This window comes from Janthinobacterium sp. 75 (assembly GCF_004365495.1).
Lineage (GTDB): Bacteria > Pseudomonadota > Gammaproteobacteria > Burkholderiales > Burkholderiaceae_D > Janthinobacterium.
The window spans coordinates 3,477,969-3,502,279 of record NZ_SORD01000001.1 but is presented as its reverse complement, the minus strand read 5'-3'; the positions used below and the strand labels follow the sequence as shown (position 1 = coordinate 3,502,279).

General features: G+C 53.0%; 14 protein-coding genes and 3 pseudogenes. 5 read left to right on the top strand and 12 right to left on the bottom strand.

Features of this window, described 5'->3' with window-relative positions; genetic code table 11:
• Positions 1–184: 184 nt before the first annotated feature.
• Positions 185–1,360: an ATP-binding protein gene (locus tag C8C89_RS15960; protein WP_133990952.1), complete on the bottom strand. Its 1,176-nt coding sequence runs from the start codon at positions 1,358–1,360 to the stop codon at positions 185–187.
• 479 nt (positions 1,361–1,839) lie between these two features.
• Between C8C89_RS15960 and C8C89_RS15955 the strand changes: the two genes are divergently transcribed.
• Positions 1,840–3,498 (top strand): alpha-glucosidase, encoded by a 1,659-nt coding sequence (locus tag C8C89_RS15955; protein WP_208327705.1) that lies wholly within the window; start codon positions 1,840–1,842, stop codon positions 3,496–3,498.
• 225 nt (positions 3,499–3,723) lie between these two features.
• On the opposite strand, the gene C8C89_RS15950 is transcribed toward C8C89_RS15955, so the two are convergent.
• Both C8C89_RS15950 and C8C89_RS15945 read right to left on the bottom strand, forming a co-directional pair.
• Positions 3,724–5,193: a hypothetical protein gene (locus C8C89_RS15950; RefSeq protein ID WP_133990948.1), complete on the bottom strand. Its 1,470-nt coding sequence runs from the start codon at positions 5,191–5,193 to the stop codon at positions 3,724–3,726.
• Positions 5,194–5,635: 442 nt separating this feature from the next.
• Positions 5,636–6,241, bottom strand: coding sequence for a hypothetical protein (locus C8C89_RS15945; protein ID WP_133990946.1), 606 nt, complete (start codon positions 6,239–6,241; stop codon positions 5,636–5,638).
• Positions 6,242–6,856: 615 nt separating this feature from the next.
• Between C8C89_RS15945 and C8C89_RS15940 the strand changes: the two genes are divergently transcribed.
• Both C8C89_RS15940 and C8C89_RS15935 read left to right on the top strand, forming a co-directional pair.
• Positions 6,857–7,393 (top strand): hypothetical protein, encoded by a 537-nt coding sequence (locus C8C89_RS15940; RefSeq protein WP_133990944.1) that lies wholly within the window; start codon positions 6,857–6,859, stop codon positions 7,391–7,393.
• 385 nt (positions 7,394–7,778) lie between these two features.
• On the top strand, positions 7,779–8,009 hold the full coding sequence (locus tag C8C89_RS15935; protein ID WP_133990942.1) for a hypothetical protein: 231 nt from the start codon (positions 7,779–7,781) through the stop codon (positions 8,007–8,009).
• A gap of 101 nt (positions 8,010–8,110) precedes the next feature.
• Here C8C89_RS15935 and C8C89_RS15930 read toward each other — a convergent pair whose 3' ends face one another.
• From C8C89_RS15930 to C8C89_RS15910, 5 genes and pseudogenes are all read right to left on the bottom strand, one after another.
• Positions 8,111–8,980 (bottom strand): hypothetical protein, encoded by an 870-nt coding sequence (locus tag C8C89_RS15930; protein WP_133990940.1) that lies wholly within the window; start codon positions 8,978–8,980, stop codon positions 8,111–8,113.
• On the bottom strand, positions 8,977–10,530 hold the full coding sequence (locus C8C89_RS15925; protein ID WP_133990938.1) for an AAA family ATPase: 1,554 nt from the start codon (positions 10,528–10,530) through the stop codon (positions 8,977–8,979). Before C8C89_RS15925 ends, C8C89_RS15930 begins: the two co-directional genes overlap by 4 nt.
• A 34-nt stretch (positions 10,531–10,564) precedes the next feature.
• Positions 10,565–13,636 (bottom strand): hypothetical protein, encoded by a 3,072-nt coding sequence (locus C8C89_RS15920; protein ID WP_133990936.1) that lies wholly within the window; start codon positions 13,634–13,636, stop codon positions 10,565–10,567.
• Between the two features lie 556 nt (positions 13,637–14,192).
• Positions 14,193–14,363: pseudogene (locus tag C8C89_RS15915) on the bottom strand (IS110 family transposase); the annotation flags it as partial.
• A 271-nt stretch (positions 14,364–14,634) separates the two neighbouring features.
• Positions 14,635–15,969, bottom strand: coding sequence for a hypothetical protein (locus tag C8C89_RS15910; protein ID WP_070254254.1), 1,335 nt, complete (start codon positions 15,967–15,969; stop codon positions 14,635–14,637).
• A 362-nt stretch (positions 15,970–16,331) separates the two neighbouring features.
• Here C8C89_RS15910 and C8C89_RS15905 point away from each other — a divergent pair.
• Positions 16,332–16,454: pseudogene (locus C8C89_RS15905) on the top strand (IS5/IS1182 family transposase); the annotation flags it as partial.
• Between the two features lie 142 nt (positions 16,455–16,596).
• On the opposite strand, the gene C8C89_RS15900 reads toward C8C89_RS15905, so the two are convergent.
• Positions 16,597–21,078, bottom strand: coding sequence for a hypothetical protein (locus C8C89_RS15900; protein ID WP_133990934.1), 4,482 nt, complete (start codon positions 21,076–21,078; stop codon positions 16,597–16,599).
• A gap of 249 nt (positions 21,079–21,327) precedes the next feature.
• Here C8C89_RS15900 and C8C89_RS27375 point away from each other — a divergent pair.
• A pseudogene (locus tag C8C89_RS27375) lies at positions 21,328–21,504 on the top strand (IS481 family transposase); the annotation flags it as partial.
• A 71-nt stretch (positions 21,505–21,575) separates the two neighbouring features.
• Here the strand turns inward: C8C89_RS27375 and C8C89_RS15890 are convergent.
• From C8C89_RS15890 to C8C89_RS15880, 3 genes are all read right to left on the bottom strand, one after another.
• Complete coding sequence (locus C8C89_RS15890) at positions 21,576–23,135, bottom strand: hypothetical protein (protein WP_133990932.1); 1,560 nt, start codon at positions 23,133–23,135, stop codon at positions 21,576–21,578.
• A 325-nt stretch (positions 23,136–23,460) separates the two neighbouring features.
• Positions 23,461–23,922 (bottom strand): hypothetical protein, encoded by a 462-nt coding sequence (locus tag C8C89_RS15885; RefSeq protein WP_133990930.1) that lies wholly within the window; start codon positions 23,920–23,922, stop codon positions 23,461–23,463.
• 119 nt (positions 23,923–24,041) lie between these two features.
• On the bottom strand, positions 24,042–24,263 hold the full coding sequence (locus C8C89_RS15880) for a hypothetical protein (protein WP_133990928.1): 222 nt from the start codon (positions 24,261–24,263) through the stop codon (positions 24,042–24,044).
• Positions 24,264–24,311 lie beyond the last annotated feature (48 nt).

The window sequence follows — 24,311 nt, the reverse complement described above, 5'->3', positions numbered from 1 at the left end:
AGTGCCTACAGCAATCGTAGCGATTCAATCCGCATCCTCTGCCTGCGACAGTGAGCAGCCAATTCAAAGCATATTTCCCGGCCACGGACACGTGCAGTTTGCCAACCGGTATCCCTGGCTGTCACATCTTGGACTGTGAAGCATGCGTGCAGGGATCTGGGCAGGCATGAGGACAAGGCTCCGGTCAGCCAAGATTGGCCAAATTGCGAGTGAGATAGTCATTAAACATCGGAACAGTGAATGCGATGTCTCCGTGAGATGGGCTGTAGATCATTCCTTTGCTTATTATCTGGGCACGGCGCGGCCCTAGGCTTTGCGAGGATTCACCGAGCGCGTCGGCCACATCTGAAGAGCGGTATGGCCCGTTCCCTAACCTTGCCATAGCGATGACATACTCGCGCTCTTTCGGCGTTAATCGATCGAAACGCACCTTAAAAAAGCCTTCATCCAGACGCTTCAGGGTGGTTGCTTCTGCCTGTCTTGCGTCATGAAGGGTGATCGTATCCCCGACGGCAAGGTTCCAGGATTGGTGGCCCCATTCCTGTAAAAAGTAAGGGTAGCCTTTGGTTTTAAGGAATATTTCGGTTAGAGCCCCCTCATCAATCACTGCACCTTCTTCATTTACAGGTTGTCGGATGGCTGCCTTGGCATCGACTTCAGACAGGGCACCGACCTCTGGGAAGTGGAATAATCTCTCTGCATAGGATTTGGCTTCGCCAGATAATGCTGCTACTTGGGGTAATCCGGCACCGAAAAACAAGATGGGGAGCTCACTCTGATTGATCTTGTGGAGCGAAACGATGAGAGCTGCCAGATCCTTCTGGCTAAGGTACTGGAGCTCGTCAATGAGGAGCGTCCAAGCCTTTCCTGCGGCTTTTGCAGCTTCGCCAATACGTACGAACAACTCAGGAAGATCGTTCTCCAGGTCGCCACTGTCTGCTACTCCTACTTCGGGATCGACGGAGATTGACATGTCTCCGTATTCAAAATTGAACACAGCGGCAAAGGATCGTAGCGCACGCAGTGCCTCGTATGCTTTGCCTTTAGCATTGTCGATAAGAGAGAGCTTGCGTAGCACCTGATGTACGCGCGGCAAAAGCAATTCTCCTAGCGGCTTACTTTCCGGCGCTTCGATGCTGGAAGTTAGATGGCCGCGCTCGTTGGCCATGGCCTCAACAGCATTCAGAAGTACGGTTTTACCTACGCCACGAAGGCCCAGGAACACTTGAGATCGGCTAGGTCTTCCAAGCAGGGCTCGATCGATAGCCACGCGCGCATCATTGATAATCGCCTGTCGCCCTGCGAGTTCCGGTGGGCGGCTACCTGCGCCGGGTGCGAAAGGGTTTTTTACGGGGTCCATGCAACCTCCATTGATAGGAAATTCTAGTAAAGTATAAGGTCTTCACGTTATACATGCTTATACTTTAGTAGATTTTGTTAGACTTCTATCCTTGTAGAAAGTTCCAGCGGGCTTCTTTTTTTCATCGGTACGGATTAGCCTTATTCGGCTATAAGCGATGGCGAAGATGTCATATCCGACTGATGCAGCCGCAGCCGCAGCGAGCTTGTGTTGCAGGTTCACGTTTTGGAGGTTGATAACGATGACGTCGTCAACGTCTACATGGTGAATCGACACCGCTAGTTTAGCCAGTCCTGATCCATAGTTCTTGAAAGATGAAAAGCCGATGGGTCGTGTTGGGCCTGGGTGTCCTGCCAGGGTCGTGGTGTGCGATCTCGTCGCTGCCTAATCCAACGACGAGATCGGATCTCCCCTCCCCCTGGCGATCCCTTGGCACGTTGCAAGACAGTGCCGCCAATCCATAAGCGAGAAAGATAATCATGTTGGATAAGAAATGGTGGCATAACGCCGTCGTGTATCAGATCTACCCACGTAGTTTTCAAGACAGCAATCACGATGGGGTCGGTGATCTGGCCGGCATCATCGGCAGACTGGACTACCTGCAACATCTGGGAATCAACCTGATCTGGCTGTCGCCGGTGTACCGGTCGCCGATGGACGATAACGGCTATGACATCTCCGACTATCAGGATATCGCCGCTGAATTCGGCACATTGGCCGAGATGGAGCAGTTGATCGCAGAGGCGGCCAAGCGCGACATCCGTATCCTGATGGATCTTGTGGTCAACCACACCTCTGACGAGCATGCTTGGTTCGTCGAGGCGAAGAAATCCAAGGATAGCCCCTACCGTGACTACTACATCTGGCGCAATGCAGGCGCCGATGGCTCCCCGCCCGACCAGCAACGTTCGTTTTTTGGCGGGAGTGCATGGGAATACGATGCCGCCAGCGGTGAATATTACTTCCATCTGTTCTCGAAACGACAGCCGGACCTGAACTGGGAAAATCCCCAGGTGCAGGAAGAGGTGCATCGCATGATGAACTGGTGGTTGGACAAGGGCATCGGCGGCTTCCGCATGGATGTGATCGATCTCATCGGCAAACAGGTCGACCAGCAGATTATCGCCAACGGCGCCCAACTGCACCCGCTGCTGCAGCAAATGCACCAAGCGACCTTGGCCGCACGCGATGTATTGTCGGTGGGCGAGACTTGGAGCGCCACCCCGGAGACCGCCAAGCTGTATTCCGACCCGGCGCGTCAGGAGCTGTCGATGGTCTTCCAGTTTGAGCACATCACCATGACCCACGATACCAAGGAAGGGAAATGGAAGCTGCGGCCGTTCGATCTGATCGAATTCAAGCAGATCATCAGTAAGTGGCAGACCGAGCTGGCCGATGCCGGCTGGAATTCGCTGTTCTGGAATAACCACGACCTGCCGCGCGCCGTATCCAAATACGGCGACCCCGGCCGTTACCGGGTCGAGTCGGCCAAGATGCTGGCCACCGCGCTACATTTTCTCAAGGGCACCCCCTACGTCTATCAAGGCGAGGAAATAGGCATGACCAATGTACGTTTCGATTCCATCGACGACTATCGCGACATCGAATCGCTCAACCTCTACCACGAACGCACGGCCGCCGGCGTGTCACCGGAGACGATGATGGCCGACATCCACGCCAACGGGCGGGACAATGCACGCACCCCCATGCAGTGGAACAGCACACACAACGCCGGCTTCAGTACTGGCACGCCATGGCTAAAGCTGAATCTAAACTACCCCGAGATCAACGTCGTGGCCGCGCTGGATCAACCCGATTCGGTCTTCTTCCACTACCAGAAGCTGATCGAACTGCGCAAGCACTGGGATGTCATGGTTTACGGAAAATACCTGCCGTTGCTGGAGCAGCACCCGCAGGTATTCGCCTACCAGCGCAGCTTGGGGAGCCAACAGCTGGTTGTCGTCAACAACTTCTCCGGCGAACACGTCGAATTGGATCTGCCGGCAATGCTGCATGGCATTGCCGGGCATGGCTTGATCAGCAACTATGCCCAGCGTGACAGCTGGACCGACCACCTCAGTCTGCAGCCATACGAATCGTTTGCTATCGCGTATGAGTGTGAGGCGGGGCGCGGGTAAAGCGCTGTTGTGCAATCAGCCAATATGCTTCGCGTGCCCATCTGGCCTGGTTGCGCAGCCGTGGCATCGCTCCACGCATAGCCCGCTACGGCATCGAGTCGCACGATCGCCTGGGTAAATGGCAAAGGGTGAAACTGCTGAACTTCCCCTGATCGATGATTCGCGTCCATCATAATGTGGACGCCAATTTGCAATCAACTCGCTATTCCTAGGTCCTCGCTATTCCTAGATCGGGCGATACCGTTTGGTGTGAGGAACTATCAAATCCAGCCGTTTCAACATCTCCATCGTAAATGGGTGCGGCACGCCTTGAGCGACAAGTTGATGTCCAAATTCATCCGGTGTTTCTGGGCGGTCTAAGGGCCCGAGCGCATCAACCGCTTCAGACAGGGCCTCTTGGTGCTCGGATCCTTGCAGTTGGGTGTGGATCTCTTCATAGAGTACCGCGCGGCGAGGCCATTTTTCGTTCCATTGCCATCTATGTTCAGCACTCTGTACCATCGCCCTTCCACCAGCGCCTACGCTTTTGATTTCAGCGGCCTTGGCGCGGACCACTGCCGAAATCTTCGTCTGTGGATCAGCTGGAACGATGTAACGCACTGTGCTTTCATTTGGTCTAAAAGGGCTTTTGGCCAAATAGTTGCGCGCTTCCAGAAATGCCACATATCTCCGCAATACACCGATAGGATCTCTGCCAGGTGCCCTCTTCACGCCAATCCATTCACGGGCCCAGGTAACGACGTGGTCAATTGTGAATCCTTCCTTGATGCCTTTACGTCGATCGACGAAATTTTGGAAAAGCAGTGCTTGCCACAAGCGTGTTGGTGTTTCTAGCCCGGGAGTATCAAAGGTCGATGGCGCGATGTAGTCTGGCCAACCATCGCCAATCTGCAGTGTTTTTCGCCATTGGCGTTCTTTCTCTTCGTCAGGTAAAGCGCGATACGCGCTGTGGTTCGCAATTCGTATACGTTCAAGCTCCGATGTACGACGCCGGCTGGCCTCTTCCTCCCGCAGGATTTTCTTGTTCTTCGCGTCAATCTCAGTCTTTAACTGCTGCTCCAGTTCAATGCGGGCCGCCTGCTCGCCAGGAAACACCAGCCAATTTTTATGACTGTTTCCATCAATAACGCGTTTGCGTACCTCCTCCAGAACGAGGCCGGCCCCCATGCGCGGCATGTCTGAGAGGTCAATCTCTAATGCTGGGGCCCCTAGTTCTTGTAGTTTGCGCAGCTTGTCCGCGTCAACGCGATGCGTCACAAAGATCTCCAATAACAGACGACGTTGGCCTTTATATCCGACTACATCAATTCGTAACCCGCCTTCAGACACCTCGCCGATAGCATGATCGAATCGTATGCGGCGAGCAACGCCCAGCACGCGATGACTATAGTGTATCTCTCCATCTACTGTGGGGCCGGAAGCTTCGATGATATAGGCTGGAACTACCAGGGCGTTGGCATCAAGGATGACCTGTTTACCGACTGCATGGATGGCGCTTTCTGAGCAGCTCTCCGAGCCAGTCTTGGCATGATGGGCGAAGCACCAAGCAATGGATCCTTTCCGCGCCACCAGCGCTGCGCCGCATCCTGGGCATACGCAGCCACATGCCAGGCCGCTCACTACTTCTGCCGGCGAAACCATCCGCCCACCAAGTAAGCCAAAAGGAATTCGCACCGAGGTAATCGGCCCCCTCATGGTCGAGACCTTGTGGCATACGCGACGTACAAGGAGGCTGGAAATAGTAAACTGCTCATAATTATCTTGATTCTGCCATGCGGGTGCGCGATATTTTCTGCCAATAGAAGCAAGACCGTAGAGCGCCTAAGTTATAGGAGGAGGCATGCTTCATCATCTCAGGTTCCTCTGGGCAGGTTTGGGCCGCATCGTGCTTAGTCAGGCTGTAGATGCATGCTTGTTAATGGGGCAAGATGTGAACGTGTAAAGGCAAATGTTGATGCCCTTCGAACAGGCGCTGCGTTGGCTCTGCTGTTCCCGTCGGTAGCGTGTCCGCTACGAGCACGGGGCCGATCGCTTCGCTCGCTTGCAGGTATCCTCATTTGCCAGCATTACATTCAGCCGTTTTGTTAGTCGCTCTTAATCTGGATGAGCATAACTTGGGAGAGGTCGTAGGCCAGGCTCAAGATCTTGCTGCTTTCGGGATCGGATTTGCCCATTCAATCCTGCCGATCTCGGCGTTGTACATCAACGTGATCGGATTAATCTGGCGGCTGGAAGTGTCGAGCCCTGCGTCTGAAAGGATGTTGTCGCCTTCTTCATGGCAGCGTAAAACGAAATCCAGAAACGCATCGGTTCCAGCTGCGTAGTCTACGTTCTCAGTTTTCTTGGGAATAAGAAGTTTGAGAGTATATCCATTCGGAAGTTGTGCCCATATGGAGAACCCCATGGAAATCGGATCGCCGTTGTCTAACTTTCCAGCTGTGCCGAATAGGACAGGCTCTATTCTTGGCTCGTCCATGGTGCTTTTTGTAAGCTTGGCCAGTTCCCTCTTGAGTACCTCATAGTGGTCTTTTCCCAATTCTTTCAGCATTCCACCAAAATAGGAGCTGGCAATGAAAAGTGCTGATGCGGTGAGCATCGTCCACATTAATCCTGCCATAGGTCCGGGCGGTTCACGTTCCTCCAAATGAACTGTTAATGTTTCATCTTTTAATGCATCGGCAAATTGGTGGAATGACGCATTGGGAAAACCAGATGCATAGATGATGGCCAGCGTTGGTTTCATGATGATAATCTCGTCCAGATTTTGGTAGGTTTGATTGTAGATCTAGAATATGTCTACAAGGTTTGTGATTTTGTCACTTTTCAATCATGTTACATTGGCGTGATGACTATTTGGAATATATCTTGGTTTTTAGTCGCAATCCCAAGACGTTGTAGTGATTCAACTTCCTCTTCATGCGGCGTCTAGTTTTCGCCATACCTCATGGATGAATCGCCACCAGTAGCTCAGACTCGCCTGATCCGCAGTTCTTGGACGATGATAAACCGATGGATCTTGTTGAGGCCTGGCTGTCCTGTCAGACGCCAGGTATGCGATCTCGTAGCTGCCTGATCCAACGACGAGATCGGGTCTGGCCTGTCTATCCTGCCTGCCCTGCAGTAACTCTTGCAGCGCTGAAGCCATAGTTGCTCGAGCTTCGGTGGATTCCACCATGAACGCTTGCGTGGCTAAACCTCTTGCAACGTTAACCCCGGCTTTCGCGGGGTGCGGAGCAATCGATTCGAGTTCCGTTTCGCATGATTTCTGTTCTGCAACGATGCATTTAAGTTAAAGTGTTGCATTGATCGATTGAGTCCGCAGCCAGAAACGGTCACTCGACGTATCCCTTGGAAACAAATGCAGATGGAAGTTAAATTTCTTAGTCTTGGCGAGCAAAGTGAACATGGTCGCGTCCTTGTTGCTCGCGGCCCAACCTCAGAATCCAACATTGTTGCCAGTGTCTTGATCGCTCACCATAGTGCGCCGGTGACTCGCGTAAACATTCTTGCCAGCGCAGGGTACTCATGCTTTCAGAGCACACGTTTCGCTGAGGGCATCGTTTACATCGGCTTTGGGCAGTTCGTGTTCGTCGTTTATCTTTACCTTGGCGAAGTTCGTCGCCATCAGCTGGACGGTTACTTTGGCCATTTGTACGATTCGCGCGACCTTGAGAACCTAAATAGCCGCATCGCAGTGCTTGTAACTTCGGCATCTGAAGTTCTTGCTTTTGACCATACAGGAGGTCTGATCTGGGAGCAGTCGCCGCTTGGGATCGACGGTGTAGTCCTTCACGATGCGAGCGCGGGTCAGATTCGTGGTGATGGTGAATGGGACCCACCAGGCGGCTGGCGCCCATTTAGCCTAGTTCCAGAGTCAGGAGCAATACTTCAATGACCGGTATGGGGCGAAAGCGGACGGTGCCATTGAATCGCCACCAGTAGCTTAGGCTTTCCTGGTCCATGGTTCTTGAAAGATGAAAACCGATAGATCGTGTTGGAGGCTCGGTGTCCTGCCAGGCACCTGGTGTGCGATCGCGTAGCAGCCTAATCCACCGACGAGATCGGGTCTGAGTCTATCTCCCCTGCCCTGCAGAGACTCGTACCGCGCGCTAGCAAAAGCAGGCCTTCCCTAGCCATAACTGTCGGCGAAGGATGGTTTATCCGATCGAGGCAGCAGCAGTGCGCCTGCTTCTGCGCGCGATAGCGGCACAGTTGGCTACGATAAACTAGCCCGTCTTCTGCTTGCTCTCTTGCGCGAGCGCCTCAACAAAATGCGCTTTGTGCCGGCGGATATCCCGAACACCTTCAGCGATCGCAAGCTGGCCAGGGGCTGCGGCGTCTGGCCCGTGCTGGTGGAAAAGCAGCGCGCCGAACTGATGAATGCCTCACTCTTGGGCGTGTACGGCATCTGGCAATCGAAGAGCGGCGTGCGCAACCTGATTGCCAAGCGACTAGTCGATTGCTCGCATTTGCTTGGACAGCTCGACACGAAGAGCAGGAACTTTCACTAGCGAGTGTCCTTTCGTAACTAATTATGGTAACAAAGTGCCTACGGCAATCGTGGCGATTTCAGTGCAATTGAAAGACGGGATTACCGTTCACAAAGCACAAGTCATGTCTGAGGGGGTATTAGAGGGCTGTGTGCGACATTCTTGTAGCCGCCCTGACAAAACCAATCGGACTTTGCTAGTCCCTCATAGACCGCAGCTTGCCATGAATTTTTAACCATCCTTCGGCGATTTCCTGCCTGTTCCAGCAAATGGGCTTTAAGTGTTTCCTGAGTCCAAGGTTTGGATTCAATATCAAAGTAGATATTAATCAATTCACCAGCTGCGTGTATTGTATAGAGCTCACCCAAGCCGAAAACCTTAAAATTATTTTTTACTATTGCCTGCAGGTCGTCCGTCCAGTGAACTGGTGGAGTCGCCGAGAATATCAACGATGGTGGTGTGCCAGGAATTAAGCTGGCCGTAAGCCACACTTCGCCATCTACAGAATCAAAATAAGGATGTAAAGTATGTTCGCTTTTGACTGTGGGTTTTCTGGCTCCGGAGTCTGTATTGCAGTCCTTACATGAAGGTACTAAATTGATGGGAGTAACAGCAAAGTTTGCATGTTCAGCCTTTGCCAAATGGTGGTCCAACGTCGAAACAGGGCGTTGATTGCACAGTGGACAAAGTCCGCCTGGCGAACTCGCCCGAATCGTGTCGTAAATATAGCGACTTGGACCGCCTTTTCGCGCGAATGTCTGGGTGTAGAGTGTTTCCATCTCGCCTCTACTTACCCATTTATCTACTGCATCCGTCGCTGCAATTGTGTATAGATCGTTGGACTTCCCTAGCTCTCTATATACTGTCTCTGCTGCCGAAAGGGTTTCTATAGCACCTAGAAGACGCAATGATAATCCTTTATCTTGAACGCTGTCTGCACATAGTTCGAGGATCGCTTTAAGGCTATAGGTTGGCGGATTTATTTTCCTCATTGAGTACGTTTTATGTCACGGTTAGTTACAAGTGCTCGGGCAATGGCACGCCCTTCTGCTCCGAGTTTCTCATCAAAATGTTTTAAGACCCGCTCGTAATTGAGGGGAGGCGTACTGTAGACTGCTGTTTGAATCAAACCATAAAATCCAGCAGTAGTCACTTCGAATCCAAACACCTCCCTCGTTAAGACGCCAAGGTTTTCACCGAAGGTTTCAATTGTTGGACGTTCCGCAACAGAGCTATGTCCCGCCCTTTGTAGAATCCAAGCACATGATTGAGGTACTTCTTGCAACACCACAGGCGAATGCGTAGCCAAAATAGCGACCCCATTACGGCGGACTAAAAGATCAGATAGGCTTCGAATAAATGCCGACAGCAAAGGGGGATGAAGGTGCCCCTCGGGTTCATCCATCAATACCAAGGTTCTTTCATCGACTAGTTCAACCAATCTGGTAATTGTGAGTAGTACGATTTTATGACCTGAGCTTAGGCGCCGATGGAAAAAATCAAAGGCTTCGGCTTGCCACAGTTCGTCCGGTAAACTAAGTAAATCTGAGACATTCGCATCAGCAAATACTGGATCATTTGCTAGTGTCACTACTGCTTGGCGCCAGCGATCAGCACGTAGCCCTTTTCGGCAGATCGCGAAACTGTTCGTAAAATCGTGCGCCAAATCAGAGGGACTCTTTACACGAACCACTTGCGTCTCCGCATTCTTAATTCGCAGCCCCACGGCATGCGCTGTGATTTCCGACGTCTCTAAAATCGGTAGGTCAAAGTCATCAAATGCGCTGAACGATACAACGATAAGGCCAGAAAACGTCCAATCATCGGAGTTGTGGCCGAGCGGAGACAGTGTGCCAGCAGATTTATCAGGTCCTCCAGAATTAAGCAGCGCCTTTGCCAAGTGTTGCATGAAGTGTGTCTTGCCTACGCCGTTGCGACCGATTAGTGCATGTACGTTTGTCGGAGGTGTGGAGTTTGGTGTGACCACGAAATCCATTGGCGGAGGTGGAGGTAATCCCAGCTGTGGAGCCGGCCGCAAGTAACAAAATTGAAATGGTGTGAGCGTTGCATCGCCACGCGCTAGTCTATGCCATCGATTTCTGACGTTAGCTGAAGGAAGATCTCTTAGTAGAGATTCACCAACCACATATTCATTGTTGACCTTGTCAAAAATCTTAAGGTCATATGCAATATCCCTCAAGCCCCTCAGTACAGTCAATCCCAAATCGTCTGGCAATTTAAGTAATGCTTCATAGTACGTTTCACCTCGTGCTAATGAGAAATAACTTGGCGGGAGTATCGCAAACTGATCCTGCAACACGGGAGCTCGAGTGTTTTCAGCCGTAGTCGCACCAGGTAACAACCCTTGATGGCCGATTTTTACGTTGCCAATGTCGTGGAGAATTCCGCTTAAGTCAGCAATTCGGAGATAGAACTGAGTGCGGTATTTCCCCCAGTCATCCCACTGATCCTCAATCAGAAACGCAGCATTTGTCCTGCCAACTGGCATAGACTGCCCTATACGCACCACATTAAATTTCATCCATGTATCCTATTTGGGAAGGTCGCACTGTCGTCTAGCTTCGCTCTAAAGATTGAGTGCGGCAGGTACGTTTACGCTTTTTTCGGTTACTGTAGTCTTCCAGTTGTCTCGCACACGCTCCTACTCCATCATTGCGGTCACGTGCGGCCTTAATTAGTAGCAGAGCAGATTTTTTACTTCCTCCTCCCGCCTCCAGTGCCGCAGTCCATCCGACTTGTGCCTTTTCCGGAGCCATTTGATCAAACGCCTGTTGTAAAGCTTCCGGTATATATTTAAGCACGCATTCTACTAAAATGGAGCTATCTTTATACCAGCTAGGGTGCTCTTCAGATAAGCTCTTCGCAACCGTCGGGATGCATTGTTTCACAACTGCTGCTACCAGTTCAGGTGCTTCCTTAGAAAAAAGATCGATCAAGTACGCACCTAGAATCCATTGGACATGAGCTGTGTTGGCAATGGAAATTTCTTTCCCTGAACGAACAAATTCAATTGCGCTAGTAGGCGCGATATAGGCCAGCCTTGGCGGCATCGACTCCATCCGCCAAAGGTTTTTTTTGATAAGATCTGCTATTTTCTGCTTAGTCTTGGTACTTGAAGATGCCACTCCGAGCAAAATTTCAGCATCATGAGGTAAATGTTTCCAATGTTCACCTATAGTTGATGCTAGACGCTCCCAGTCCATATACTGAACTAGTGCCTGGAACATCGACGGGGAGACGCGCCGGACACAGGCAAGCAGATAGTAGACTTGCTGGAACATACGTAAAGGAGCTTGACAAAGCTTGGCTCCAATAATCTTTAGATCTACATTAACAAAGATCGAACGTGCAATTTGAAGGCGCCTTTTGGAAGGTGCCATTTTTCCTTTACAAGTGCCCAGCGGATCTAGGACACGCAGCACATGCCATGCGAGGTCGCTAATCTCCCTAAAATGCATAACGGGATCGGTCATGAGCCGTTTGCATATTTCAGGAACAAGTGCCTCGACCATGCTAAGCGTAAGGTCTTCGTGCAAGTAAATAAGTGCTTCCAGCAGTTCGATAATCTTGTGCAGCGGTTCACCCTCGGGCCATGATGCTGATAATGCAAGTAGTGGCTCAGACTTTAAACTGCTCGATACCTCCTTCGTCCACGAGTCCCCTGACCATAGTCGAAGGCTTTTTGCTACCGATCCAATATGCCAGATATTGGTTGCATCCACGTTGGAAATAAGGTGGGCCACGACGTATGGTGATGCCTTGCGAATGAGAAAGATGGTGTTCTGTTCATCTCTGGAAAGTAAGCCATTTAATAGCCGGGAAAGACCATGCCCCATGGGAGATTGCGCGGTTTCCAGCCATTCGATGAGTTTTGACTCATTACCTTGAAGAATTAAATTTACTGACCCACCGGGCCAATGTAGCATCTCATGAATAACATAGCATGCAGCCGAAATTTCATTTGCTTCACTAGCTTTCCAGCATCTCTCTAGGACTGGTTTGAGATCTATCCAAGTTATGAGAAATTGCCAACGGCTATCATCCGAAAACCAGAGTTCATGCAATAGTGCCCCTATCCCCCCCAATGGAAGCTGCTCGTCAGCCAGCGTAGATTTCAACATGGCCCCAACAAGTGAGATCGTTGATTCTGATTGTGTACGAAGAAGCCTGGGTAACAGAACTGCCGCTAATCGTTGATGTGGGCATCGCAAATCATTCTTTGCCAATACTATCCGCTCTTCTATGAGCGCATCCAACTGTAGTTCTAACCCGTCTGTATCTGCGCCTATTGAACTGAGAAGCCCAAATAACTCTCCCAGCTTCAATCGAGCATCGCGCGAAGCAATCTGACGAACAGCAATGACAGCTAAAGGCAAAGATGCGCCAAGTACTTTAGCTATATTTGCTGCCTCATCTGCCCGCCGCCAGCCGCCTCCCAGAACAAAACAAAATTGCCATGGAGCGGAGGCGTATTTTGCCGCATGCTCAATTCGATCCTCGAGAGCCACGTCCATCATTGAGTCGCCAACATGGTTATCGGCGCGCCGCACAGCGTTGAGAGTCGCTTGGCGGTCCTTTAGCAACCCTCTCCAAATAGCTTCAATGCCAGCCTGGGGATCCATTCTGATAGCTCCACGTTGCGAGGTGTGGCCATTGATCGCGTTGTGTGTGCATAAAATGAGGTATTCTGGTCTGGCATAATCGGCGAGTGATCGTAGTTCTGCTGGTGCAAGTAGATGTGCATCGTCTATAAGCAGCAGTACCTGCCCGTTTTCTTTTTTCGGCAAAGCAGCAGGCAGCCCGTCTGACCCTGACGATGTGAATACCTGCCAGCCTTGTTGTGCAAATGAATACGCGACTTGAAAAGCACATACAGACTTACCTGACCCGGGTTCACCAACCAAATGGGCAGAAAATGCCATCTCCAGTTGCTTTATTGTGGAGGAAACCTCGGGTAGTTTTGGACATGCGAGGGCATCCGATGGCCCGAGCGCTCTCCCAAGTAAAGCAGGACCGATATCTCTTGACTGGTAAAATGCAACTTGTTGCCAGGTTGGATCTATGGTTTCACCCCGGCTTCGCGAGTTCCTGATCAAAGATGGCTTATCGCACGTTAAAGCTATTTGTGTAAATTTTCTCGTCAGAGTTGTGAAAGAAGTACCAAGCTCGGGATAGTGCGCTTCCAACACATTTGGGTGATCGCAAAGTAAGCTTTCTAAGTCCCCCCAACCAAATATCTGAACGGAGAATTTACCTTGTCGTTCGCGTTCTACCGAAAGTTCTCGTGCAATGCGTTGTAATTCAACGTCTGAAGGAGCGGTAGTCGCCAGTATCCATTGCTCTAGCGGAGGACTGAATTTTTCCGCTTTAGCAATTTCTTCATTTAGCTCGCTCAGGGTTAGCTTAGCGCTAAGAGAATCATCTTTCCCTTTGCACTGGACACCTTGCAGACAGGTTTGTTTGCCCCCTACAACTCCCCAAATATCAACACCATTTTGCGGCTGGCCAACACGACCATTTTTCTGAGCTAGGGGATTTTTCCATATAGACTTAAAAAGCGATAAACACAGGTCTTCCAATTCCTGCCAATGGCGTGGTTTAGGTATCTGTTTGTTGCGTATGTCCATTGCCTTAGGATAATGCACTAGGGCAGTTGGAGCAACCATATAAACATTGTATGGCTTGTGCTAGGTACTTTTAGATATTTGCTTGCGCAAAGTGAGTCGCCATCATCCACCTGAGCATTCCTGATTCAGAACTGCTGGAAATTTGAGGTTGAGATGCAATCTTAATCGTTTGGCAATCCTGTCAAGCTGATGGTGAACATAAATACCATTTCCTTGGGCTGCGAGAAAATCGCGCACGTTTTGCCTTAACTGTACTGACGACCAAAACTACCCCCATAGTTAAGTAAAAACTGCTTGAGCTTCGATTGGTTTTTGCATGAACGCTGCCATGGCTAAACACCTTGCGACGTTGCGGCTGAGGTATTGCGGAGCGCCGGCTCTGACTTGATGCGTTGCCGGTGCCAGCGGTTTGGGGCTCGCCGCCACGGCCGGTCCAGGCGTTTGGACGTCGATCGGTACTGCAGCGGATTGTTCTGGTCGCGTTGCCTTGGTACGTGCGTTCGTACTACTCGTTTTCGCGGATTAGGACACGTCGATTTGGATCGGTTATATGTCACGCCGTGCCGCACGCCTCCATGCCGATCAAGCATGGCGACAGATTGATGAAGTTTTCCGTCATCGTCGATCGATATAGCTTTTTGCGCAGCACTGCTTTACCCTGAGCATCTACGCCATGAACCTGAAAAACGTTCTTTGCAAGATCAATGCCTGCGGCAATCATCTTCATGGGGACGCTCCTTTCTGTTAAGGGGATATCACCCCTATTTGGGCACCTCGATGCCGTTTCAAAGAGGGCATCCATTCCATTAGAGCCGTTGCCATTCCCTGACTTTACTCAACGCTGTACACAGTACACAGGTCGGACGGCTGGCCGCTTATCAACGAGGAGCGGTAGAATCAAGTGACTATGTGAGCGCGATTTGCTCGATACTGTGTTGGGCTAGCCGCGTGGCAGTTCACGAACAGCCGCTGACCGGAGCCATCACCGACGCAGTTGTTTAAAGTAAGAGGACTGCTTTGATCTCGTCCATGGTTTCGTCGCACAGCTCGACAAATTTCGCAGCTTTGTGTTCGTCACGGGACTCATCGGTCGGATGCTTGTAATGCCGGTGTGTCCCGGCCGAGAAGAAAGCATGCGCATTAGGAGAGTGCGCAGTTACCACGTTATTCGCACTTTCCTTGTCGCCGTGATGAGGGACTATCACGGCCTTGTATCGTTGCTTGTGCAGGTCTTTGATGCGCGGGGACGAATCGGACGCGAAACGGCTGTAAACGTAGTCACCTGGTGCGAGCACACGTTGCCCGTCGCGCACGAACACCGCAACGATGCAATTGCCGTTAGAATCAAGGGTGCTCGGATTTGCCCTGATGAGCTCTAGGGATGTGTTGGCGGCCAATGTTATTGTCGTTGACGAAGTGTCGACGCACTTGCTGATGACTTCCTTGTCTTTGAACAGGAGGTGGCTCACACCGGCGGGTACCAAAATTGCGCTAACTTTTTTGCGAAGGCCAGCGTCCCAGGCAAGCAGCTTCCAATGGTCGTAGTCCGTGTGGGATGCCACCATCACGAGATCTGTCAGCGGTTGGACTTTAGCGGTGAGGTCGTTGCTCATTATGTTGGACTTATCAAGGTAGCGTTTGCGCGTGACTGGCTTGCCGGCACCAGCGTCGAGCAACCACCCTTTCCGTCCGTTGTCGATCAACGAGCACATACCTTGCCCAACATGAAACGCGTGAAACGTGTAGGGAGCGGAGCGGTTCACCGTACCTGCGGAACCATGCTGATATCGCGTGCCGGTGAAAGCCTTGACGGAAGTCAACGGCTGCGAAACGAACGCTCCCATCTTCGAGGTACACGGGCGCGCTTGTAACTGAATGCCACCGCTTGGAAGCCGTGCGTCGTCCGCGCTTACCGGTTCGACTCTGATGATATCTATATAAGTGGGCCCATCCATGGAGAAGGTTGGATAGTAGTAATCTGCAGACGACTTTCTAACCTCGATATCGACACGAAACCACTGTCGGCTTCGAAGATACTGCGTTTCGAGATCTTTGATCTTCGCAAGTTGTCCCATAACCTCCCACCAACGAGTAAGGCCTAGCTGTTGCCGGAAATAGCGCCAAAAGTCCAGGTCGATCACATATGTGGTAACACCGTCTTTCCCGTCGTTTATCAAGCTGTGGAAATCACTCTCGTCGATCCCAATGAGGCGAACGCAGCGACCGTGTCTAGCATATTCTTTTGTACCGAAATACGTCTCCACCTGACAGAAGAATGCCTTCTCTTCTCTTCGCCGGCGTCGGCGAAATTTAGACGAATCTGCTGCCATCATCTTTCTCCATGGTAGGGGCTATTCGAAGGAACGTTTGCCGGTAGGTATCCGACGTTCATTTCACAAACTCAATGAACTGCCTGATCTTAGCAGTTCATTTTCGTGCGGTCATATTCCTCGTCGCAGGATGGCCCTATTCCGTGCCAGAGCCGTGCTTGACGAGTTGATCGGCGGTTTGCCACCGCGATCGTCCCACCGGTTGCAGCACATCGCGTAAACTTCTGTCCATGAACTCACGCATTCATCCCCAAGCCCGCACCACTCCGAAGATCCGGCAGGAGATCAAGGACTCAGGCCTGTCCGACCGTTAGGCCGCCAAGGAAGCCGACAAGGCCTATGCTTCGCGCGCCCATCGGGCCCGGTTGCGCAGCCGTGGCATCGTTCCACGCATAGCCCGCTACGGCATTGAGTCGCGCGAACGCCTGGGTAAATGGCGCTGGGTGGTCGAACGCACACTGGGCTGGCAGCACCGCTTCCGCCGCCTGCGTACATGCGGAAACCAAGAAGTTAGCTGACGGTCTCGATGTGCCATCCCTTTGAAACTAGAGCGTTACGTACCTTTTGCGACACCATGCTCTCATTGGCGGCAACGCATAGATGTCGAGGTCCGATGTAGCTGATAGCCCATCAGGCCTTCAGCTTTTCAAGTTGATCTGCGCTGGGTGCATGAAAATCAGTCCGCGTGCCAAATGACGTCAAGGTACCGGCATCCATCGCGAAGGCCGTGGTGTGATACAGGCTCCCTCCGAATCCACCTCTAGAGACGCCAAAATCTTGACCTGCATACACGTTCTTCTCGCCGGCCAGCACCCATACGGGTTCTAGACCAGCACTCGCAAGCTTCGTCAGGAAGTAGTCGCTGGATACGACGCCGGCTCCTGAACCGCGCGAACGCAGTGAGGGGCCCTGCCAACGAAGAATGCCGCCGGCGTCGACGTACTCCGGAGCCTTGCCGCTGCGCAGGTGCAGATCCAGCACATTAATGACGCCTGACGAGGGCAGGTAGAGCGAGAACCCGTCGTCGACCGAGTTGTCGTTGCCGCTGCCTTCAACGTTCAGTGATTCCACGATGCTGGCATACGGAATTGTGATGCCAGCCCTGATGTTCTGTTCCAGCTCGATTTGCCGGGTGTCGCGCCACCCATGCTCTCCTAGGAAGGGGCTCAGGGAGTCGCTTTCCCGCAGACGAGACGCGTCGCCCCGATGCCTGCCAAGCAGTTCCTTTGCTAGCTGGGGACCGTTGCCTAGAGCGGTGACAAGGCAGCTGATGCGCGACCAGGCATCCGCGTGCGTGCGCCGCCCCTGGCCCGGCACTATCCAGCGACGAAAGCCGAAAACCGTTAGCCAACCTTCGCCGTCGGGGCTGGTAACCTCGATTTGACCGACTTCATTGCACAGGTCGCTTTCTACGTGCAACCATGCCAGGAGTAGGTCGGTATCGCCAGATGGTAGTCGGGGGGCAGATGGAGTCCACCATGTGACCGGTGCAGATTGCCAGCCTGTTTCGAGGGTGCTTCGAACGAGCAGCGACGGGTCCAGGTCCCTCTTCATGTCGCGGCCTCGAGGGCCCGGCTCGAATGCCCTGAGCCTACCTTCGTCTTCCCAAGAACACATCGCAAGGTTGTCAGTCATACGGGTTGCTGCCTCTGCGAGCGCGATGTACTGGTACTTCTTGCCGATGCGCTCCACTCGATGCTTACCCATACGGTCGTGGCTGATACTCCCGCCCCTCTCAAACTGCTCGAAGAGCTCCTCGGTCCACCCGAGCTGATGCGCTCGCTCGCAAATCCATCGCCGTACAGGGCCATAGTCAGGCCCCGACGGGCGCCTGTTGTCATCGCTCATTCGCGTTGATTCAAGAAGGAAGTACTCGGCGAATTCGGCGTATTCGGTGCGCAACGCCTCCGACAGAGTCTCCTTGAAGACCTCGTTGGCTCTCCCGACTTCGGCCAATAGGCGCTCGGACTCCCGCCTGCTCGCTGCGCTGAAGGAGCCGCGCATGGGCCGCAGCCGGTAATCGACCGTCAGCCGGCGCAGCGCAAGGTAGGCTTCTGCCTGCTCGGTGGTCACCTTGTCCATGAGCGCTTCCTGCCAGTGCTCGAAAAGTTCCTTCGTGGTGCTGCCAGCACGAGTGCGCGGGGCGTCCACGATGTCGTGCAGCCAGTGGCGCAAGGTGTAGTTGCCGAAGTCACCGTGTTGGTCCGTGGAAGAGCAAATCGAATCGCCGTAGCCGCGGTCTCGGTACTTATTAAGGTCCTCGTCCGTCACCGGTTCCAGCGGCCAGGCTGACTTGAACTTGGCCCTGCATGCATCGAGGTTGATCTGCGTGGGCAGCTCCCCGGCAGCTTGGGCGTAGAGCAGGATACCAAAGGCGTAGTCGCGAGTCATGATGTTAAGCGGCGGCTGCTTACCTTCAGCAAAATAGTTTTTCCAGACAGATGCGGCGAGCACCCTGCAACGTGCTCGGTCCATGCCCTGCATTACCGCGCCGTAGCAGGCAGCGAGAAGGCGTTCTGTGATGTATGGGTCGTCGACGGCGGCAAATTGGTCGACGAGCGCAGCAGCGTGACTGAGCTTACAGGACAGGAGGTTCACGAGGGCCTTGGTGGCGCGGTCACGAACGGCCCGGTTGCTGGTAGACAAGAACCAGGTCAGCGTGACCGTCGCGAGCCGGAGACGTTTCTCGTCGACTTCGCTGGCGTCGGCCTCCCAAGCCCAGTCGATGAGCGAGGCGACGGCACCGCCCTCGTCCAGGTCATCTACGGCCAGGAACACCGACCACACAGCGTCCCTCTGCGGCATTGGACCCGGCCACAGTTTGTTGTGTAGCCAGTTGGCATTGAACAAATTCTCAGGCTCGGTGCTTACGAGCAGCATCAAGCCGTAGGCCGAGCGGCCAGTGACCTCGCAGAGCTTGTCTACCCATCCGGCCGTCCGGCTTGTGAACGCCGTCGGGCTTCGCCACGCCAGCGAACTCTCAAAGGCGTCGAGGAGAGACGGGTCGTCGATGGCCTCCGCGGACAAGACATCGAAGATTTCTAGGTTGAACTCCTCCGGCAGTTGCACTGCCAGGGCCTCGATGACCCCGGCAAACCGCCAGCTTTCATACGGCTCGAAGTAAGCGGCCAGCGGCGCGCGCCGGAACGAGCCATCTACGTCTGTGCGGTCGATCTGGCTGATGAGCCGTTTGGCACGTAGGTGGTCCGACAGTCGTTCGAACGTGAATCGGGTGATTTCTTTTTGGGAGCCGCTTGGCCGCCACTCGACGTCCTGCGTGAGCACGCCTTCAGACATAAAGGCTGAAAAGAGGCTACGCTCCGTATAGCCGCCCGAGCTGTGAACGCTTTCCAGCAGCGTGATGGTGTCTTCCATGGACAGGCTTCCGCCGTCGCCCTGGACCGCGCACGCTTCCAGGAACTGCTCCAACGCCTTGCGCGGAATCGTAAGCTCGGGGATGAGCTTCAGCTCCCTCTGGACTTTGTTCGCCACTGCGGTTAGGTAGAAGTCGAAGATGGCGGTGACGCCGTCCATACCCTTGGGTAGTTGCTTCAGGCCCTCGGCGTCAAGATACTCGCAGCAGGTTCGAAGGAACAGTGGGTTCTCGAACTCCCTGGCCAGGTTCGGAGAGCTGGGTCGCGCGATGCCACGTCGGTCGAGGTAGGCCTTTGCTGCGGCGCCGGCGTGTCCTGCGAAACCGGGGTGCACGACGCGCGCGAGCTCCTTAAGCGGGAGGAAGCGGAAGTACGTGCTGCGAATGGTCAACACCAGTGCCAGCCGAGGGAACTTCTGTACCAACCGGATGAACCCGGACAAGCGCGTCTCCCAAAGCGCGATGCCATGCCGCTCATTGAGGGCATCTATGGCCAGTACTGCCCGGCAGTCAGCGGCTTCAGCTGCGGCGTCGAGAGCGCCGAGGAAGTTGGCGTTGGTGACTTGGGCCAAATCAAGCTGACCACGGATTTGCTCCCAGGGGTCACCATCGGTGAGGCTTCCGCTGAGGATCAGGATGAAGGGACGAGCTGCCTCAAGCTGCTTGTGTCCGAAGTCAGCGACGAGGTGGGATTTGCCGATGCCGCCTGGGCCCGAGATGACCAGTTCCCGCTTGTTCATGAGCTGCCAGCGCTCGCTCGCAATCTCATCGCGGACACGGTCGACCGCCGAGTAGAGGTCGAAGAGGTCCTTGCGAAGGGGGTAACGGCTCTTGTCGGAAACCTTGTCTTGGACCTCGGCCAGTGCTTCGGAGATGCTGTCGATGGCTGCGACCGCTAAGGCCGCCCAGCTCGCCAGCGGCACCGATGCATCCAACGCTGCGGGAGGTGCACCAAGGCTTTGCAGAAGCAGTTCGCAGGTGTGTCGCACTCGGTCGGCAATCGTCAACAGCTTTTCGCGCGACAAGCTACCGGCCGCTCCGTCCATCTTGTACGTAATCTCGGCAGCCCAGGTTGCAGGCACCTCGAGTAGTTCTGGATCGCGAGCCACCGCTTGCAAGGCCTGCTGGATGGGCAGCTCGACGTGACTTTCGGGGCTGTAGCGTTCACCCAGGTTGTGGCGCTGTACGTCGAGCTTGTCGCGGAACCAAGCCGAGCTGAACTTGACCGAATCGAACCAGTAGCGTGCCCGTCCAGAGTACATGGGGTCGTCGCGCCCAAGGCGCTCGCCGACGATGGACGCGCTCCAGAGTTCGATTTCGATGGTGCGCCCGCTGGCTGCTGCGTCGTTGACGCCTTTCTTGCGCCACCTCTCATAGCGCTGAACTTCGCTGGCCTTCCTGCCCGACCGGTTGTCACGCAGGTCGACGGGCAGGCACACGACGAATTTCGTCAGCTGTGGATGGGCGCTAAGGGCTCGCTTCAACGAATCGGCCAGGTCGCCTACTTGTCCGTCCTCGAAACCGCCGATGAAGTACTTCGCTTGCCAGCCAACTTCGTGACCGTCCGCATAGGCTCGGTAGCACTCGAGCCCTTGGTCGGCCCCTGAGCCCTTGCGGATGAACCGAGAGCCCGCCGCCGGGTCTTCCAAGGCTGCCAGCTGACAGCAGAGTTCTTCGAAGCCGCCGTTCTGAGTTCCTCGATGTTCCCGAATACGTCTAAAGTCCAAGTTCAACGCCAACACTGCCTCCATTTATTTTTCGGCGCTATCCAAACTCAGCTATGACCGCCGTTCCAGCGATCGCTTACGCTGCAAAGTAGAAGCTAGAATTAACCTACGTAAAGTCCGCTCTTGGCCGTTAACCGCCCAAGAGCATAACAAGTTGCCAATCAGAAAAACTCACGCATTGTCACATGCTTGTGCGAAAGTCCGCTTGGGGCGAAAGCCATCTGTCAGAATCAAGTCGCTGCAGCCATCAACTCTGGTGGCGATAGCCCGGCCGATCTGGAGCCGACCTTGCTCAACTATTTAAAGCTTTACAAACACCGCATTCCGCACCGGGCCATCGGTGCCAAAACACCCATCCAGGCGCTTAAAGAATGGCAGCAAAAGAAGCCGGAGCTATTCGTTAAGCGCGTTTATGATCAAACGGGACTGGACCCCTAGTCATATGCACAGTCCTATTCCTATCAGTAAGAATAACGCATAGGCTGTGTCTGGTGAATCAGGGGGCTATTTCAGGTCCGAATCAACGTATTTTCGAAAACCAACATATTTCCACGATACCGAAATACAATTCCATGCTGTGGGCCGATCATGATAAGCGGTTCTGTACGCCAGGTTAAAGGATTAGTACGGTCAAATAAAGGGGCATTAATCAAAGCTTCGTAGGCATAATAGATTAGGTCGCGATCGATATAGTCTGCAAAGAGAAACAAGTCATTGAAATGAAAACGGGTCGATTGCGATCCAACTTTCCCCCAGTATTCTGTCCACTTAGCAGCGACGTCTAAGGCGGTGTCAACCTTGTCGCAGTCACGTTCAAGCTTTGCGAGCTCGGCAGGATCGATAGTGAGGTTGAGTTCGAATGGATGGGGATGTAGAGCTAGTTGGTCTTCAAGTCCATGGTCGTGTGGAAGGAGGCTAACGAGAGCCAGAGGTTTCCATCCTGCAGCAATTTTGGCAAGCAGATTACGATAGCGGCCGAATTCGATGTATTCCTCTGGATAAAGTAGATAAGGAGCGGATAGTTTTTTTTTTCGGAAAGAGCTTTCGAGATCGCATTTGCCCGATTTTAGTTCGATCCGTAAAGTGCAAATGAACGCACTAACTTGATCGCCGTGACTCTTGACTGACAACATCATCTCATCAGCAACACCTACCGAATGGCTTAGAACGCCATAGAGCCAGGCTGTTTGCCAGATACCATCATCGTACCGAGCGCCTGTAACCGGATCGGCTGCAGTAAGGAACACGCTACCATCCATGGCAAAACCGGGGCTGTCCGGCGCTACGCATGGGTACGTTTTACGTAAGGACGTGATTATATCTAAGGCGCTTGCCCGTTCACGGGCGAACCCAACGGCTTCTATAGTGCCGCTATTTTTGATAAGCATGGACGTGTCGGCAGTTTGCTCTACAGGGCGCAGTCGGGCCACCACTGCAGCCGCAACGGGTTTAACGGCAAAAGAGGCAGGCAGTTTGGGGGGGGACGTTGCATTTTCACGGTCGAACGCTGCCAATCTTTTGTACGCTAGCGATCTGAAGGCATTAATCATGACGATTGGGTCTACATCCGGGATCTCTGACACAAGTCTAGGTGCGGTGTGACTCCATACGCAGTCGTTCCACGGTTCTAGGCCCACGAGCTTTACGAACATCGCAACATAGTCGTTGCTTCGCTCGAGTTCATGCGCTAGCTCCCGCACTGCCTTCATACGTAGCAGGTCGTCAGCCGGGTATTTTTCCTGAAAGTCGTCGACTTCGCGACCGTGAAAAGCGCACATCCACAAGCCGTTTGAAGCACTCCGCACCTGTTCTGGGGTTAGGCCGCCGCGGCTGCGTGGTCCTCCCTCGGCTGCAGAGTAAACATGGGCGGCAACACCAACTCCTCGCTCACGATCATCGTCTTGCTTGCCTGTGACGCCCGATGTTAGCCTCAAACAGGTGACGAAGCAGCACCGCTGGCCGGCTGCCGTGTGTAGAAGTTTTTTGGTCGCCGGTGAAAAATCGATGCGACGAATACCTTGTTTGATGTTCGCGTTTGCCATTGTCGTTAAAATATATTTGATCGGCACTAGTGTATCAAAATAGCACATGCGCTGAGTGAATCGCCTCGACCATCGTAGTTACGGATGAGCCATAATTTAGCCAAAGGAGAATCATGAATGGGAAGCGCTATGCAGAAGAATTTAAAGTCGCTGTGATTAAGCAGGTTGTTGAGCAGGTTCTAATGGAATGGATGCCCTCTTTCAAACGGCATCGAGGAACCAAAATAAGAGTGATATCCCCTTAAGAGTCGTTTTCGGGGAGGGTAATGCGTAGGGCTGGATAAATTTGAAGTCGTAACTCTTGGTGCTCGGACATGATATAGGAAACCAATGGGGCGATTGGCCGGCGCCGTCAAATAAATGGCGGCCCACGCGCGTTTGGACCAAACGTAGAGACCGGACAATAAGTCGGGCAATACTTCAACTCCTTATGCTGTAGCGGTTGGTCTTGCGCCACATGCATTGCAACTATCTTGACGTCTTCGTCAAGGCTTTTCCTCCAGATACGTTCCAATTCGAGCGGAAGATTTCCAGCCACGTCGAGAAGAAATTTTTCCCAGTTCCAATCAGGAGCTAGGCTTGGATTTTCTTCGACTAGTTGCCGCATCTTGGCGAACCAGCTGAGATCAGAAAGACGTCGAATGATCGGTGACTCGTCGTGGAGCACGATATCATCTGAAATCTGTTCCGAAAGGTCTAAGAAGTCAAACTTCAGCTGCGCAAATGAAGTATCAGGACGCGCGAATGCCTGCGATGCCGTGGGCGTCACAGTGCCTGTCGTTTCCATTGATTCATGCAAAGTCAGCATCGTCATTTTATTCTTAGTAGTCGCTTTTGCCCTAGCTGTGATACCGCTTCAAGCGACTGTCTGTTATCGCTTGCCGGTGTGGAGGGTCACCCCCCGGCTAAGATAGTTGTTACAGAGGAAGTGAATTATTGTTTTTTTTGCTCATTCCATTTTTCCTTTAAGGATTTAGCTTGGTTGACTAAAATTCTCGCTGCTGTATTGAAACACAGCTTTTTCAGGATGATGTACGCGTGGACGTAGTCCTTTACTAAGATTGCTGCGATGAGCTGCAGGTAGGTGAGCCAATTCGTAGCGACATGACGCAGGACAATATTTGCAACCTTGCGTCCCGTTTCTTTATAAGACAAATTTACCTCCAATAATTAAATTGGAGGTTGCCTGCCTATCTAAAAATG

Excerpts from the sequence above, each read along its gene's own strand:
- C8C89_RS15960 (WP_133990952.1), bottom strand. The coding sequence starts at position 1,360 with ATGGACCCCGTAAAAAACCCTTTCGCACCCGGCGCAGGTAGCCGCCCA.
- C8C89_RS15955 (WP_208327705.1), top strand. The coding sequence starts at position 1,840 with ATGTTGGATAAGAAATGGTGGCATAACGCCGTCGTGTATCAGATCTAC.
- C8C89_RS15950 (WP_133990948.1), bottom strand. The coding sequence starts at position 5,193 with ATGAGGGGGCCGATTACCTCGGTGCGAATTCCTTTTGGCTTACTTGGT.
- C8C89_RS15945 (WP_133990946.1), bottom strand. The coding sequence starts at position 6,241 with ATGAAACCAACGCTGGCCATCATCTATGCATCTGGTTTTCCCAATGCG.
- C8C89_RS15940 (WP_133990944.1), top strand. The coding sequence starts at position 6,857 with ATGCAGATGGAAGTTAAATTTCTTAGTCTTGGCGAGCAAAGTGAACAT.
- C8C89_RS15930 (WP_133990940.1), bottom strand. The coding sequence starts at position 8,980 with ATGAGGAAAATAAATCCGCCAACCTATAGCCTTAAAGCGATCCTCGAA.
- C8C89_RS15925 (WP_133990938.1), bottom strand. The coding sequence starts at position 10,530 with ATGAAATTTAATGTGGTGCGTATAGGGCAGTCTATGCCAGTTGGCAGG.
- C8C89_RS15920 (WP_133990936.1), bottom strand. The coding sequence starts at position 13,636 with ATGGACATACGCAACAAACAGATACCTAAACCACGCCATTGGCAGGAA.
- C8C89_RS15910 (WP_070254254.1), bottom strand. The coding sequence starts at position 15,969 with ATGATGGCAGCAGATTCGTCTAAATTTCGCCGACGCCGGCGAAGAGAA.
- C8C89_RS15885 (WP_133990930.1), bottom strand. The coding sequence starts at position 23,922 with ATGACGATGCTGACTTTGCATGAATCAATGGAAACGACAGGCACTGTG.